Origin of the sequence: Pseudoduganella flava, assembly GCF_007830495.1 — a bacterium.
GTDB lineage: Bacteria > Pseudomonadota > Gammaproteobacteria > Burkholderiales > Burkholderiaceae_D > Rugamonas > Rugamonas flava.
Genome location: NZ_VLKW01000008.1, coordinates 237526 through 252830, shown reverse-complemented (window position 1 = coordinate 252830; position 15305 = coordinate 237526). Strand labels below are relative to the sequence as shown.

Annotated in this window: 9 protein-coding genes; 8 read left to right on the top strand and 1 reads right to left on the bottom strand. The window is 69.0% G+C overall.

The window, feature by feature from the left end:
* Position 1: 1 nt before the first annotated feature.
* From IP92_RS20620 to IP92_RS20605, 4 genes are all read left to right on the top strand, one after another.
* Positions 2-874: an alpha/beta hydrolase gene (locus IP92_RS20620; RefSeq protein ID WP_145878571.1), complete on the top strand. Its 873-nt coding sequence runs from the start codon at positions 2-4 to the stop codon at positions 872-874.
* Positions 871-1644, top strand: a complete 774-nt coding sequence (locus IP92_RS20615; protein WP_145878568.1) for a ThuA domain-containing protein — start codon at positions 871-873, stop codon at positions 1642-1644. The genes IP92_RS20620 and IP92_RS20615 overlap by 4 nt, the downstream gene beginning before the upstream one ends.
* Before the next feature lie 182 nt (positions 1645-1826).
* Positions 1827-2108 carry a hypothetical protein gene (locus tag IP92_RS20610; RefSeq protein WP_145878565.1) on the top strand — a complete coding sequence of 94 codons (282 nt, stop codon included), beginning with the start codon at positions 1827-1829 and terminating at the stop codon, positions 2106-2108.
* Positions 2105-3223 (top strand): hypothetical protein, encoded by a 1119-nt coding sequence (locus IP92_RS20605; RefSeq protein ID WP_145878564.1) that lies wholly within the window; start codon positions 2105-2107, stop codon positions 3221-3223. The genes IP92_RS20610 and IP92_RS20605 overlap by 4 nt, the downstream gene beginning before the upstream one ends.
* On the opposite strand, the gene IP92_RS20600 is transcribed toward IP92_RS20605, so the two are convergent.
* On the bottom strand, positions 3217-5076 hold the full coding sequence (locus IP92_RS20600; protein WP_145878562.1) for a glycoside hydrolase family 2 protein: 1860 nt from the start codon (positions 5074-5076) through the stop codon (positions 3217-3219). The two genes, IP92_RS20605 and IP92_RS20600, sit on opposite strands and share 7 nt — an antisense overlap.
* 566 nt (positions 5077-5642) lie before the next feature.
* Between IP92_RS20600 and IP92_RS20595 the strand changes: the two genes are divergently transcribed.
* The 4 genes from IP92_RS20595 (at position 5643) to IP92_RS20580 (ending at position 15301) form a co-directional block, all read left to right on the top strand.
* Positions 5643-9977, top strand: coding sequence for an amino acid adenylation domain-containing protein (locus tag IP92_RS20595; protein ID WP_145878560.1), 4335 nt, complete (start codon positions 5643-5645; stop codon positions 9975-9977).
* Positions 9974-10915: a 4'-phosphopantetheinyl transferase family protein gene (locus IP92_RS20590; protein ID WP_145878558.1), complete on the top strand. Its 942-nt coding sequence runs from the start codon at positions 9974-9976 to the stop codon at positions 10913-10915. The genes IP92_RS20595 and IP92_RS20590 overlap by 4 nt, the downstream gene beginning before the upstream one ends.
* Before the next feature lie 129 nt (positions 10916-11044).
* Positions 11045-11698 (top strand): PEP-CTERM sorting domain-containing protein, encoded by a 654-nt coding sequence (locus IP92_RS20585; RefSeq protein ID WP_145878555.1) that lies wholly within the window; start codon positions 11045-11047, stop codon positions 11696-11698.
* 54 nt (positions 11699-11752) lie between these two features.
* On the top strand, positions 11753-15301 hold the full coding sequence (locus IP92_RS20580) for a DUF6973 domain-containing protein (protein WP_145878553.1): 3549 nt from the start codon (positions 11753-11755) through the stop codon (positions 15299-15301).
* The last annotated feature ends 4 nt before the right edge of the window (positions 15302-15305 follow it).

Here is a 15305-nt window from a genome sequence, read left to right as displayed (position 1 = left end):
CATGCGCAGCTGCCTCCCCCTCCTCCTTGCGCTGGCCTGCGCAGCGGCTGCGGCCCAGCAGGCGCTGCCCCTGTGGCCGGACGGCGCGCCGGGCTCGGAACGGCGCCGCGCCGAGCCGGAAAAAGTGGACGACGTCTACATCAGCAACGTGCACAACCCGTCGCTGACAGTGGCGCGCGCCGATTCGCGCCATGCGAACGGCGCCGCCGTCGTCGTCGTGCCGGGCGGCGGGCACCGGATGCTCGTGTTCCAGAATGAAGGCATGGTCGCGGCGAAGCACCTGAACCGCATCGGCGTGACGGCGTTCGTGCTGAAGTACCGGCTGGCGCGCGACAAGGGTTCGTCTTATACGATCGAGGGCGACGCCGCCACCGACCTGCGCCGCGCCGTGCGCTGGGTGCGCGCCCATGCCGACGACTACGGCATCGACCCGCGCCGCGTCGGCGTGATGGGCTTCTCGGCCGGCGGCGAACTGGTATCGCTGGTGGCGGACAACCCCGAGCCCGCGACGCAGGCCCGCGACGCGGTGGACCGCCAGAGCGCCCGGCCGGATTTCCAGGTGCTCGTCTATCCCGGCCCGCTCGGTCACCCGGCGCAGGCGGCAACGGGGGCGCCGCCAGCGTTCATCGTGGCCGGCTCGCGCGACAAATGCTGCATGCCGCCGGCGCTGGGGCTGTACCAGCAGCTCATCGCGGCGGGCGTTTCGTCCGAGCTGCACCTGTATGCGGATACGGATCACGCGTTCAACATGGGCCAGCGCGGCGAGCGGATATCATTGCTGCACTGGCCCGACCGGCTGTCCGACTGGCTGGCCGACGGCGGCTGGCTGATCCCGCGCGGCCAACGCGCACCCGAAGGAGTTCCCGCCCCATGAAGAACATCGTCATCGCCCTGGCCGTGCTGGCCGGGTCGGCCACCGCACCGGCCGCGCATGCGGACAGCCAGTACAAGCTGCTCGTGCTGGCCATGCCAGGCAAGTACCACTACGAATACATCCCGATCGCCCGCGACAGCCTGGAACAGCTGGCCAAGCTGCACGCCTTCGAGCTGACGTACACGAACAAGACGGCAGTGTTCGAGGGCGACCTGAAACAGTATGCGGCCGTCATGTTCCTGAACACGCCGGGCGAGGAACTGTCGCCGGCGCAGCGTGCGAAGTTCGAGGACTACATGCGCGGCGGCGGCAATGCGATCGTCGTGCACCGCGCGGCGATCACGCCACCGGACGCGTGGCCGTTCTACGAGAAGCTTGTGGGCCGGCGGGTCGGCGTGCATCCGATGCTGCAGACGGGCGTCGTCACCGTTGTCGACAAGACCTTCCCGGCCACGTACGGCCTGCCCGAACGGTGGATCTGGAGCGACGAGTTCTACGTCACCACCAACCCGTACCACGTGACGATCCACCCGGTGCTGAGCGTGGACGAGAGCAGCTACGACCCGGAAAAGATCTGGCCCGGCCAGGTCTCGAAAGGCATGGGCAAGGACCATCCGATCGCCTGGTACCACCACGTCGAGAAGGGGCGCGTGTTCGTCACCACGCTGGGGCATAACGGCGAGATGTATCGCGATCCGCAGTATCTGGGGCACCTGATGGGCGGGATTTACTGGACGGTGACGGGCAAGGGGCAGACCTCGAACAAATAGGGGTCCTATTTCTCACGTTGGATACGGCGCAAATGCGCGGTTTTTTGGGGCTTGCCATCTGCAATTGACGCGAAAACAACACACGGCAATTTTCTACAACATAAAGTAATCGTCAGTGATAGATTCGCTTACATACCGGTGCGCATTGCTATCCCGTTCTTATCATCCTATACGGAGGATATATGACTACGATCGTCGGAAAAACTTTAGGCGCACCGAGCGGCCCTTACTGGTATTGGATCACACTCGGCCCCCGCAACATCGATCTTACGGACACACATGCTGATATTCCGCCAGGCCGATATGAATTGAACTGGGATTTTCGCGGCATCAGCGGCGAAACACTCAAATTCGAAATATCCACCAAGGGCGGTGCAATTTTGATGACGGAATCGAGCACTATCCAGAAAGGGGAAGTGGACGACTGGGGCTCGAAGTACTTCACCGTGGCGGACGAGCAATGAGCACCGTATCGCTTCGCTATCTCGCGCCGGCGCTGACCGTGATTGCACTAATGCAGCCGTGTCACGGGCAGAATGCGTCAGAGCTCGAGAAACCTGACCTGCCAACCGCAGGTAAGGCCGGGATGGTCCAGTCCGCCGTATCTTCGCCTGGCGTGCAGATAACTGCCACTAACGATGCCTCAAACGTCGCACTGAAATTCTCGACTAAGCCAATAGCGAAAAACCCGATCGATAGCAATCAACCGGGCATGTCGACTTGGTACAGCTGGAGCGCAACAGCCGAAGCGCCGCTAAAGAAAGGCGAAAAACGGCACGACCTCCTGCACCAAGACGGCTGGGGAAATTCGACCGCTCTGGGTGTGAATTACACATACTTTTTCACACCTTATACACCCCGTCGGCAGAGTGATTTTGACGCATATTGCTCGACGCTGCGTGAAAAAATGTTCATTGAAGATAAGAAGAAACTTCCGGACTCAAGTAACACAGCGGACTTCGCCAAGCTGCGGGAAGAGATCAATGCCCGCGGCTGCAGAATGCTGGATTTCATGAATTACGCGCCAAGTTTGGAGGAGAAAGCGCGCGCCGCCCGTGGCGGTCCGGCGCGCGGCGGCTGGTTATTCGGTGCAACGGCAAAACTGGCGTTTCAGAACTCGGAGTTTTATACGCCCGATACGCTCACCAAACAGGACGAAGATCATCGACCGTGGTCGCTGGCTCTCACCGGGGGATGGAATCCCACCCTGCAGCCGAACCTGTTCCTACTAGTTCATGCCGAGCACCGGCGCAGCTACGAGGAGGCTGACGAGGCAACCCGCTGCCCGGTCGAAAACGCGGGCACGATCGTCACATGCGTCACTGGAGCGTTCGCGCCGCCTGCTCTCACAAAAAACAATATCGTGTCGTTGGAGGCACGCTATCTGTTGTCAAAGGTCGCTATTGCCGCCATTGTGTCGCGCAACCTGCGCAAGGACGTGACGACCGTTGAAGTACCGGTCTATTTCCTGGGAAATCCAGACACCCTGTTTAACGGCGGAGTAAGGATTGGTTGGGAAAGCAAGGAGAAAAAGGTAACCGCAGGCGTGTTCGTGGGCGCGCCGTTTGACTTCTACTGAACCGACATCGGGGTACCCGCCCGGTTCGCCGCCCTGCCTTGGTAATACTCCGCCAGCACCCCGAACGCCTCCTTCCTTACGCCCGTCTCCGACATCAACCCTTTCCGGTTCCACCCATTCTGGAACACCGGATGCTCGCGCCGCGGCGACTGGAAATCCTTCAGGATCCACGGCGACATGCCGCGCAGCGTGGGTATCCGCTCCGCCATCGCCAGCGTCTTGCGGTAATACTCGGCCTGGTATTCCTCGCCGAACTTGTGCATGCCGTGATGCCCCGCCAGCGCATCGGCACCGAATTCCGACAGGATCAGCGGCCGGTCGGCCGGTACCTGCCACGTCAGGCCCGGCAGCGCATCGAGCGTGTCGTCGCCGTACCAGCCGGCATAGGTGTTCACTGCCAGCACGTCGAGCTTGTCGATCAGCGGGTCGCGGATCGCCGTCACGCCGCCCTGCCGCTCGACCAGCAGCGCGGCGCTGATCAGGCGTGTGGGGTCGAGCTTGCGCACGTTGTCCGCCATCGCCGCGTGAAAGGCCGTGCGCGCCGGCGATACCGGCGTCTCGTTTCCCACGCTCCACAGCACGACGGATGCGCGGTTGCGGTCGCGGTAGATCGTCTCGGCCTGCATCGCGAGCGCCTTCTTCAGCACGGCCGGGTTCTCCCAGTCGACGGTCCAGTACACCGGAATCTCGCTCCACACCAGCAGGCCCATTTCGTCGGCCAGCCGCACCGTCACTTCCGAGTGCGGGTAATGCGACAGCCGGACGTAGTTCGCGTGCAGTCCGTGCTTGATCTCGTGCAGCAGCGCGCGCGCCGCCTGCGGCGTGATGTTGCGGGCCGGGTTCGGGCCGAACTCCTCCTCGTGCAGCGAGATCCCGCGCAGGAATATGCTCTGGCCATTCAACAGGATCTGGTTGCCGCGCACGGCGATCGTGCGAAAGCCGATGCGGTCGGCGATCGTGTCGCCGGCCGCCGCGAAGCGCACGTCGTACAGCTTCGGGTGTTCCGGCGACCACCGCTCCAGCCCGGGCGGCGCCTTGATGTCGATGACGGCGCGGCCGGCGGCATCCGTCGTGGCCGTCGCGCAGGCCAGCGCGCCGATCCTGACGGTCACGCGCTGGCCCGCCGCGACGGGGCCGTTCAGGCGCACTTCACCCGTGATGCGGCCGTCGCCTGTCAATGCCAGCGCAGCGTCGTCGATGAACGTGGCCGGTGTGCGGACGAGGCGCACGGGGCGCGTGATGCCGCCATACAGGTCCCAGTCGGTGATCTGCGTGGGGATCGATTGGGCATCGTGCGTCGAATCCACGCCGACCGTCAGCCAGTTTTCGCCTGCGCGCAGCACGTCCGTTACCTCCAGCACGAACGGCGTGAAACCGCCTTCGTGGCGGCCGATCTCCTTGCCGTTCAGGTACACGTAGGCGCGGTAGTTGACGGCTTCGAAGCGCAGGAAGGCGCGCCCGCCATCCGGCTGCGCATCGAACTTGCGCTGGAACCAGACCAGGCCATCGTAATAGCGCAGCGTGGGCGTGGCCGCGTTCCACGCGCCGGGGATCGCCATCCGCGGGCCGCGCTCCATGTCGAATTCGAAGAACGTGGTGCCGCCGCGCGCCTCCTCGGCCGCCACGTCGACGTCGCGGTAGCGCTGCATGCGCGACTTCGCGACCCAGCCGTTGATATCCGTCAGGCCCGTGCGGTACAGGTCCCTGGAATACGTCCACTGGCCGGACAGGTCGGCGCCCGCGCGCCCCTGCGCGCCCGTCAGCAGCAGTGGCGGGCGCAGGCCTTGCGCCGGCACGGCGGCGTGCAGCATGACGGTGGCGGCGAACAGCAAGGCGGCGAGGATGGGTCTCATGAGGTCTGGTCCGGTTGAACGTGCGCTCAGGTGCGCTCAGGTGCGCTCTGCGCTGATATATCAGCGGCTGCCATCGTAGCGCCGGGCCGGACCGGCAGTCCATCCATGCGCTGCAATCGATCAGTGGATTGATTGCCCCGCACGGCGGCGGTTGTCGCGAAATTGTCGACGGGCGCCGACAACCTCCCGACAATATCCGCACAAAAGCCGCCGCCGAAACTGCCCATACTGCATTCGAATGCTGTTCCGCGGCGGGCACGTCAGATGCCCGCCGGTACAGCGATGTGAACAACGCACGGGCATTCCGGGGTACCTGGAGGGATGGTCCGCCCGCCGGAGGACGAACGGCCCGCCGGCCACGACGAGGACCTTGTGCCCGTCCACCTGAACGCGCCGCAGAACGGGACGCGGGACGCAAAAACGGACGCCGGCACGTGCCGGCACCGTCAGGTCCAGCCGGTGCGCCGCCCGCGGCGCGCCGCCGCACGAAAGCCGGGTGCGCCCGGCCGACTGATATCGCACCACGGCCCCGCCGCCACTCACCGCTGTCATCCGAGTACCACATCATGAATATCGCTTCCGACCTGCGGCATCTGAGCCTGATCGACGTGCTGCAATCGCGCGCCGCCAGCGCCGCCCCCGCCTTCACGTTCATGGCCGACGGCGACAACGTCACCGCCGCGCTCTCGTTCAGCGAGCTCGATCGCAGGGCCCGCCACCTGGCCGCCCACCTGCAGCACCGCGCCCGGCCTCGCGACCGCATCCTGCTCGTGTACCCGCCGGGAATCGACTACATCGTCGCGTTCTTCGGCTGCGCCTATGCGGGGATGATCGCGGTGCCGGCGCTGCCGCCCGCCAATGCCCGCACGCTCCCGCGCCTGCTCGCGATCGCGCGCGACGCGCAGCCGGCACTCGCCCTCGCGCCGGCCGCGCTGGTCGCGAAGATGGAACGCATGCAGGCCGCCGGCGACGGCACGCTCGGGTGCCTCGACTGGTGCGCGGCGGACGGCCTGCCCGATGCGGCGGACGCCTGGCGCCATCCCGTGCCGCGGCCCGAGGACGTGCTGTTCCTGCAGTACACCTCCGGCTCGACCGGCACGCCGAAAGGCGTGATGGTCAGCCATGCGAACGTGCTCGCCAACCTGGCGCTGATGAATGGCGCATTCCCGATGACGAGCGACGACACGATCGTCTCGTGGCTGCCGCCGCACCACGACATGGGCCTCGTCAGCACCATCCTGTTGCCCGTCTGCGCCGGCAGCCATGCGGTGCAGTTCCCGCCGGCGGCGTTCGTGGCCCAGCCGCTGCGCTGGCTGAAGGCATTGTCCACCTGGCGCGCGCGTTTCAGCGCCGCGCCGAACCTCGCCTACGACCTGTGCGTGGAAAGGATCGGCGCCGAACACAAGGCCGGCCTCGACCTCTCCGCCTGGGCCCATGCCATCAACGGCGCCGAGCCCGTGCGTCCGCGCTCGCTGCGCCGCTTCGTCGAGGCCTTCGCGCCATGCGGCTTCCGCGCCGAGGCGCTGCGGCCCGCGTACGGCCTGGCCGAGTCGACGCTGTTCGTGTCGAGCGGCCGGGGTGCCGCCACGCTCGCCGTCGACAAGGCGGCGCTGGCGGCCGGCGACATCGTGCCCGCCACCGGCCCGCAAGAGCCGATCGAGCTCGTGCCGCTTGGCTCGCCGCGCGCGGCGGGCTACCGCTGGTCCATCGTCGATCCCGCGACCCGGGCACCGCTGGGGCCAGGCAAGGTCGGCGAGATCTGGGTTGCCGGTGCCAGCGTGGCGGCGGGCTACTGGCAGCGCAACGACGCGGCGTTCGGCGCCGTGACGGCCGACGGCAAGGGACCATGGCTGCGCACCGGCGACGCCGGTTTCGAGCACGGCGGCCAGCTGTACGTCTCGGGCCGCATCAAGGACGTGATGATCTTCGGCGGCCGCAACATCTACCCGCAGGACGTGGAGCACACGGTGGAGCGCGTGCATCCGGCATTTCGCCAGAACGGCTGCGCCGCGTTCGCGCTGGAGGACGATGGCCCCACCCGGCTCGTGCTGCTGCAGGAGGTGAGCGCGCGCCGCCACGTCGACCTGGCACACGTGATGGACAAGCTGCGCGCCGCGGTGCGCGAGCAGCACGGCATCGCGCGCATCGCCGCCGTGCTGCTGCTGCGGGTTGGCCACATCCCCCGCACCTCGAGCGGCAAGCTGGCGCGCCGGCGCTGCCGCCAGCTGTACCTGGACGGCGCCTTCGATCCGCTCGACGCGTGGCATGCCGGGACGAGCGACGCAGCGCCCTGCGCACCCGTGGCGCTGACCATCGACGCCGACGCGCCGTGCCAAGGCAAGCAGCGGCATGAAGACGTCGAGCCGGAAGCGTGCATCGGCCCGTCCGTCGACTACCCCCGCGAGGCCCTGCTGCACCAGCTGGTCGAGGCGCAGGCCGCGGCACGGCCGCTGGCGGTGGCCGCGCAGTACGAGGAGCGCACGCTGACCTACGGCGAGTTGAACCGCCGCGCCAACCACGTCGCGCACCGCTTGATCGCACAGGGCGTCGGACCGGACGACCTGGTGGCGCTCTGCGTCGAGCGCGGCCTGAAGATGGTCATCGGCGTGCTGGCGATCCTGAAGGCCGGCGCGGCGTGGGTGCCGATCGATCCCGCGCTGCCCGAGGAACGCATCGCGTTCATGCTGGAAGACTGCGCGCCGGCCGCCGTGCTGATGCGCGACACGCTGGTCGACGACAATGCCTGGCCCGACGAGAACCCCGCCGTGCCGGGCCTGACCGCGCGGCACCTGGCCTGCGTGCTCTACTCGCCGGGCGCGACGGGCCGGCCGCAAGGCGTGATGCTGCAGCACGACGGCATCGTCAACCGGCTGCTGTGGGCGCGCGACGCGTTCGACGTGGGCCGGGCCGACCGCGTGCTGCAGCAGACGCCGTTCGGCTTCGGCGCCGCCGTGTGGGAGATCTTCCTGCCGCTGCTGGCCGGCGGCCGGGTCGTGCTGGCGCGCCCCGACGGCCACCAGGACCCGGAGTACCTGGCGCGGCTGATGACCGCCACCAGCATCACGATCGCGCATTTCACACCGTCGATGCTGGCCCTGTTCCTCGAACTGGCCGGCGGCGCGCCCTGCCCGGCGCTGCGGCACGTGCTGTGCGGCGGCGCGCCGCTGCCTGGCGCGCTCCGGCAACGCTGCGCGGCGCTGCAGCCGGGCGCCGCGATGCACAACCTGTACGGCCCTGCCGAGGCATCGCTCGACGTGACTGCGTGGCGCTGCGACGGCGGTGCCGACGCGGAGGAGGAGCAGGCGCAGGAGCCACTTGGCCGGCCGATCGCCAACATGCGCATCCACCTGCTGGACGGGCAGTTGCGCCCCGTGCCGGTCGGCGCCACCGGCGAACTGCACATCGGCGGCATCGGCGTCGCGCGCGGCTACCTGCACCGCCCCGAGCTGACGGCGCGGCGCTTCATCGACAGTCCCCATGGCCGCCTGTTCAAGACGGGCGACCTGGGCCGCCGCCGGCCGGACGGGGCGCTCGAGTACGTGGGCCGCAACGATGCGCAGGTGACGATCCGCGGCGTACCCATCGAGCCGGCCGAGATCGAGGTATGCCTGGCCGCCTGTCCCGGCGTGCGCCAGGCCGTCGTGATCGCCCGTGAGCAGGCCGGCGGCGGCAAGCGGCTGATCGGCTACGTGCGCGCGGATGCCGCCGTGCAACCGCAGGCGCTGCGCGCGCGGCTCGCCGACCAGCTGCCGGACTACATGGTGCCAGCGGCGCTCGTCGTGCTGGACGCCTTTCCGCTGACACCGAACGGCCAGCCCGATCGCGGGCGTCTGCCCGACCCGCCGCGCGGCGGCGGCGTGCCGTTCGTGGCGCCACGGACCGAGACGGAGCACACGATCGCGCGGCTGTGGATGGACGTGTTGCACGTCGACGAAGCCGGGATCCACGACGACTTCCGCGCCGCCGGCGGCGATTCGCTGAGCGCGGCGCGCCTGTTGACCCAACTGCGCACCGCGCTGCCGGGCCGCCAGTTCGGCCTGCCGGACCTGTACCGCGCACCGACGATCGCCGCGCTGGCGGCGCTGGCCGATGGCGCGCCGCCACGCGAACATGCGCTGCTGGAGGCCCTGCTGCCGGCCGCCGACGATACGACGCCCACGCTCGTCTGCTGCCCCTATGCGGGCGCCGGTGCCGCGATGTACCGGCCGCTGGCCGACGCGCTGGCACGGGCCGGCGCCCGCGTGGCGCTGTACGCGGTGGCCGTGCCGGGCAATGAGCCGGGCGCGCGGCCGGGTACGGGGGCGGCCGCGCTGGACAGCATCGAAGCGCTGGCCGGCGCCTGCGTGCGCGCGATCCAGGCGCAGGTGCGCGGGCCCGTCGCGCTGTACGGCCACTGCATCGGCAGCAACCTGGCGCTGGAGATCACGCACCGGCTGGAGCTGGCGGGCCGGAAGGTGCACCTGCTGGCCGTCGGCGGCGCCCTGCCCGCCACGATGGAGGACAAGCTGCTGATGGAGCAGGACATCTGGGCCGGCGTGAACGATGCCGACATCCACGCGCTGATCCGTTCATGGAGCGGCGCGGCGGAACCGGTGCGGGCCGACGCGCTTGCATTCGTCATCGCGAACTTCAAGAAGGATGCGCGGATGGCGTCGCGCTACGAATACGGCCGCGGCGACTGGACGGTGCGCGCGCCGCTCCACGCGCTGTTCGGCTCGGCCGACCCGCTGACACCGGACTTCGAGACCCGCTACCTGCGCTGGCTGGAAGTGGCCGATGCCGTGCACCTGGGCGTCGTCGACGGCGGGCGCCATCACTTCGTCGGCGACCAGCCGGACGCCGTTGCCGACATCCTGCTGCGGGCGCTGGGTGCAACGGTCACGGAAGGCGCGGCGCCATGACGATCGGGGGCCTGGCCTCCCACGGCGGGGCCGACTTCGGCTATGCTGCCCCCATCGTCAAGCGGGCGGCCGGCGCGCCGCCCGACCTACCCGAACAGGATCACGATGCCTACTTTACCTTCGCTGCCGGGCCAGGCGCAGCCCCTCCGACCGCCGCAAGGCGATGCGCATGCCGCCATGCGGGTGCCCACGCCATGACGCCGTGGCGTTTCGACGACGTGGCCGCCGCGGCCACGCCGCAGCATGCCCTGCCCGCCGTGTGGCCGACGCGCACCGGCGCGCTGACGTTGCACATCGCCGCGGTGACGCCGCCGGCACGCTTCGATGCGGCCGCGTTCGCGCGGCACGGCATCGAGCTGCCGGACCGGATCGCGCGGGCGGTGCCGAAGCGCCAGGCCGAGTACCTGGCCGGCAGGCTGTGTGCCCGCGCCGCGTTGGCGGCGCTCGGCATGCCGGCCGCGCAGGTGGGCACGGCCGCGCTGTCGGCGCCCGCCTGGCCGGCCGGCACGACCGGCTCGATCAGCCATACCGGAACGCTGGCCGCCGCGGTCGCGCTGCCGCACGCCGACTGCCGCGGCATCGGCATCGACCTGGAAACCGTGCCCGACACGGACGGCCTGGCCGCGCTGCGCGCGGTCGCGCTGAACGACACGGAACGCGGGCTGCTGGCCGGCGCGGGCGGGCCCGGCGAGGACGTGCTGGCCACGCTCGTGTTTTCCGCGAAGGAGAGCTTTTTCAAGGCGGCCGCGGCGACCGTGGGCCGCTACTTCGACTTCACGGCGATCGAATGCGTCGACGTCGGCGCGGACACGCTGACGTGCATCGTGCGCGAGGCGCTGGCGCCGGACCTGCAGCCGGGCCTGCGCTGCCGCTTCGACGTCGCCTTTGCCGGGCGCTACGTGCTGACGTGCTTCCGGTGGTCACTGCCTTGCACATAGAAAGGATATGTCGGGTTTCTTTACACATGCGTCAACTAACGTTTTCGCCGCCATTTAAAAACAAGCACTTACGTCGCTGGCATTGATATTGCTCAGCTCGCCTCTACTCAACAATAAAGGGGTGGCGGCATGGGGAACGTACTGGATCGCTGCGCACGCGCGGCGCGTTTACTGCTTGCGGCCATCGCGGTCGCCCTGGCCGGCTTCGGCAGCGCGGGGGCGGCCATCATCAGCTACGACTTCGATACCTTTGCCGACAGCACCGCGCTGACGGACCAATACGCCGGGCTGCATTTCACACACGCGACCGTGCTGCGCGCCGGCGTCAGCCTGAACGAGGTTTCGTTCCCGCCCCGTTCGGGGGAAGGGGTCGTGTTCGACGATGGCGGCGGCATCGTCATCACATTCGATACGCTGGCCAGCACGGTTGCCGGCTACTTCACCTATTTCACCGATATCGGCGGCATCACGCTGTCCGCCTACGACAGCGCGGACAACCTGCTGGCCGTCGTCACCTCCACCCATACCGTCAACACGGCCGACGGCAGCGGCGATCCGGGCAGCGTGCCGAACGAGCTGCTGTCGGTCACCGCGCCCGGCGACCTGATCGCGCGCATCGTCGTCCGTGGCATGCCGGACGGCGGCTCGCTCGTGCTGGACGATCTCTCCGTCACGACCGCCGCGGTCGCGGTGCCGGAGCCCGGCACGCTGCCGCTGGTGCTGGGCGCGCTCGCCCTAGCGCTGCTGGTGCGCGGCCGCCGCAGCGGCAACCGCCACGCCTGACCCGACACGCCTCACCCATCAACCTGCGTCGCGCACCCGCGCGAAGGAGCCAGTATGCGAGCCTTTCGTATCGTGATGATGCTTGCCGGCCTGGCCGGCGCGCTGGCCGGCGGCCCGGCCGGCGCCGGCACGCTCGGCACGCCCGAACTCAGCCCGGCGACGATCGCCGCCGGCACGCCCGCGACGCTCCGCGTGCAGGTCGCGATCACCGACCCGAACTACCTGGCAGGCAGCGCCAACGTGCAGCGCCTGAAGGCCGACGGCACCGTGCAAAGCGTCGTCGGCACGCTGCGCGACGATGGCCAGCAAGGCGACGCGACGGCCGGCGACAAGCTCTATACGCTGGAATTCCCGCTGACCGAAACGGCGGCGGGAACCGTGTCGTTCCAGGTCTCCGCAGCGTACAGCCGCGAACTGAAACGCACGATCTCGGCGCCCGTCAGCGTGACCGTGACGCCGGCCACCGCCACGCCCGTCATCCGCGGCGCGGCATTCAGCGTGGCCAGCACGCCGGCCGGCCAGGCCGCGCTGGGACTGGCCACGGTGACGGTCGAAGCGGCCGCCGCGCCCACCACGATCGCGCTGCAAAAGCTCGATGCGAACGGCGCCGTGCTGGCCACGCTCGGCACGCTGCATGACGACGGCGCGGACGGCGATGCCGGCGCCGCGGACGGCATCTATTCGGTGCGCACAACGGTGCTGGAAAACGCGCCGGGCACGGTGCGCTACCGCGTTGCAGGGACGTTCCCCGGCTATCCGCAAACCGTCTATTCGGATGTGCTCAGCGTGGCGATCACGGGCACCGCGACGAGCGTTGAAATCACGGCGCCGGCCAGCGGCGCCTACCTGAACACGCCGGTGATCACGGTGTCGGGCAAGGTCGGCGACACGGCCGCCCGCGTCACGCTGAACGGCATCGCGGCGCCCCTCAGCGGCACGACGTTCAACGCGTCCGTGCCGTTGAATGAAGGCCCGAATACGATCACGGCGGTCGCCACGAACAGCGGCGGCAGCACGACAACGAGCAGCATCCTCGTGACGCTCGACACCACCGCGCCGAAGGTCGAGATCTATTCGCCGGCGGCGAACGGCAGCACGTCGTCCGCCACCGCCACCGTCAGCGGCATGGTCAACGACATCGTCGTCGGCACCGTCAACCCGCAGCAGGCCACCGTCACCGTCAACGGCATCGCGGCCGAAGTGCTGAACCGCAGCTTCGTCGCCCGCGACGTGCCGCTGCAGGTCGGGGCCAACACGCTGCAGGCCACCGCCACCGACCGCGCCGGCAACCGCGCCACCACCAGCGCGACGCTCACGCGCGTCGCCGCCGGCGGCCTGGCGGCCGTCTCCGGCAACAACCAGCGCGGCGCGGCCGGCGCACTGCTGGCCGCACCGCTCGTCGTCGCGCTGACCAATGCGCAAGGCGCACCGGTGCCGAACAAGCCCGTCGTGTTCCGCGTCGTCGGCCTGGATGGCACCGTGGCGGCCGACACCACGGGCGCGGCGCTGCCGGCGGTTGCCGTCAACACGGACAGCGAGGGCAAGGCGAAGGCCTACTACCGCCTGGGTACCCGCGCCGGCGCCGGCAACCTCGTCGAAGCCAGTGCCGCCGGTGCGCAGACGACGGTGGACTTCGTGGCGACCGGCACGCCGGGCGCCGCGCGGTTGATGGTCGTCGACTCCGGCAACAGCCAGACGGGCGTCGTCGGCCAGGCCCTGCCCTTCCCGTTGATCGCCATCGTCACGGATGCGAACAACAACCGGCTGGCCGGCATTCCCGTCACGTTCGCCGTGAAGGAAGGCGGCGGCGGCTTCGGCGCGACGCGCCAGAGCACCTTCCAGACCGCCAGCGACAGCGACGGCCGCGTGGCCGCCACCTTCGTCCTGGGCCCCGACCAGGGCGTCGGCAACAACGTCGTCGAAGCCAACTTCGCCGGCGGCACGGGCTTCGCGGCCGCGTTCTCGGCGAGCGGCCTGGTGCCCGGCCCCGCCGAGCAGACCCGCATCAGCGGCGTGGTGCTGGACAACAGCAACCAGCCGATCCCCGGCGTCACGATGCGCCTGCTGCAGATCACGCAGGGCAACCGCAGCAACATCCCGCAGGAGATGGCGGCGGCCGTGCGGACGGATGCGCAAGGCCAGTTCACGATGCAGCCGGTGCCCGTCGGCGTGTTCAAGCTGATGGCCGACGGCGGCACCGCGGCGCGCGACGGTGTGTGGCCGACACTGGACTTCGACATGATCACCGTGCCGGGCCAGAACAACACGCTGGGCATGCCCATCTTCCTGCCGGCGCTGAACCCGAACAACCGCGTGTGCGTCAACGAGACGACCGGCGGCACGTTGACCCTGCCCGAGGTGCCCGGCTTCGCGCTGACGATCGCGCCCGGCTCGGCCACGTTCCCCGGCGGCTCGCGCAGCGGCTGCGTGTCCGTCACGCCGGTCAACATGGACAAGGTGCCGATGGCGCCCGGCTTCGGCCAGCAGCCCCGCTTCGTCGTGACGATCCAGCCCGTCGGCACGCATTTCAGCCCGGCCGCGCGGATGACGATCCCGAACGTGGACGGCCTGGCCCCGCGCGCCGTCACGGAGATGTATTCGTACGACCACGACCTCGCAAGCTTCGTCGCGATCGGCAGCGCGACGGTCAGCGCCGACGGCTCGACGATCACGTCCGACCCGGGCGCGGGCGTCATCAAGGCCGGCTGGCATTGCGGCGGCAACCCGAACACGTCCGGCTCGGCCGGCACGTGCCCGACCTGCAAGAAGTGCCAGGGATCGAGCTGCGTGGCCGACAATGCGCAGACGCCACCGCAGGCATCGCCCACCGACTGCAAGGAGCAGTACTGCAACGGCGGCAGCGTGGCTTCGCGGAACAAGGACAGCGAGACACCGACCGACGTGTGCCTGGAATGCCAGGGCGGCCAGCCGAAACCCGTGATGAGCGAGATCCAGGGCGCCCAGTACGTGTGCCCCGGCACGACGTACCAGTACCAGGTGCAGGTCTACAGCACCACCGGCGCGCTGAGCTGGGGCGGCGCGGCGAACGCCAGCGGCCAGCTGTCGGTGCCGCCCACGGCCACGGACGGCAACACCTACACGATCACGGCCCGCGTCAAGTCCTGCAGCAAGTCGCTGACAGCGCACGCATCCGACGGCATGCCGGGCGATACCAGCGAAACGGCGAACTGCCTGTCGCAGCCGATCAACTGCTACAAGATCAACGGCCTGGGCGACGAGGCACTGGCGTGGGCGCAGAACAATATGTCCGCGCTGGGCGGCGGGATTTCCGGCGGCTGCGCGGACGCGGCACGGCACGCGTACTTCAATGCGATCGGCGCCATCGAAATCGGTGCGCAGGCAACCCAGGATTTCCTCGATGCGCACGAGTACTCGAACAACAACGGCTGCGAAGACAACAATATGGACCTGTCCAACAATGCCGTCGGCCGCGGCCTCGGGCAGTCGTGCGGCAGCAACCGCGCCTGCGTCCAGCGCGCGGTTGCCGATGCCCTCAAGCGTGGCGATCTCACCGTGTGGTCCGGCGGCCAGACCGGCAGCGGCACTCTGGTATCGTCCTCCGTTTGCAGGGTCACCTACTGATAAG

What these genes read in the sequence shown, in the direction of transcription:
- IP92_RS20605 (WP_145878564.1), top strand. Translation starts at nt 2,105, where the DNA reads ATGAGCACCGTATCGCTTCGCTATCTCGCGCCGGCGCTGACCGTGATT.
- IP92_RS20580 (WP_145878553.1), top strand. Translation starts at nt 11,753, where the DNA reads ATGCGAGCCTTTCGTATCGTGATGATGCTTGCCGGCCTGGCCGGCGCG.
- IP92_RS20615 (WP_145878568.1), top strand. Translation starts at nt 871, where the DNA reads ATGAAGAACATCGTCATCGCCCTGGCCGTGCTGGCCGGGTCGGCCACC.
- IP92_RS20610 (WP_145878565.1), top strand. Translation starts at nt 1,827, where the DNA reads ATGACTACGATCGTCGGAAAAACTTTAGGCGCACCGAGCGGCCCTTAC.
- IP92_RS20620 (WP_145878571.1), top strand. Translation starts at nt 2, where the DNA reads ATGCGCAGCTGCCTCCCCCTCCTCCTTGCGCTGGCCTGCGCAGCGGCT.
- IP92_RS20595 (WP_145878560.1), top strand. Translation starts at nt 5,643, where the DNA reads ATGAATATCGCTTCCGACCTGCGGCATCTGAGCCTGATCGACGTGCTG.
- IP92_RS20585 (WP_145878555.1), top strand. Translation starts at nt 11,045, where the DNA reads ATGGGGAACGTACTGGATCGCTGCGCACGCGCGGCGCGTTTACTGCTT.
- IP92_RS20600 (WP_145878562.1), bottom strand. Translation starts at nt 5,076, where the DNA reads ATGAGACCCATCCTCGCCGCCTTGCTGTTCGCCGCCACCGTCATGCTG.
- IP92_RS20590 (WP_145878558.1), top strand. Translation starts at nt 9,974, where the DNA reads ATGACGATCGGGGGCCTGGCCTCCCACGGCGGGGCCGACTTCGGCTAT.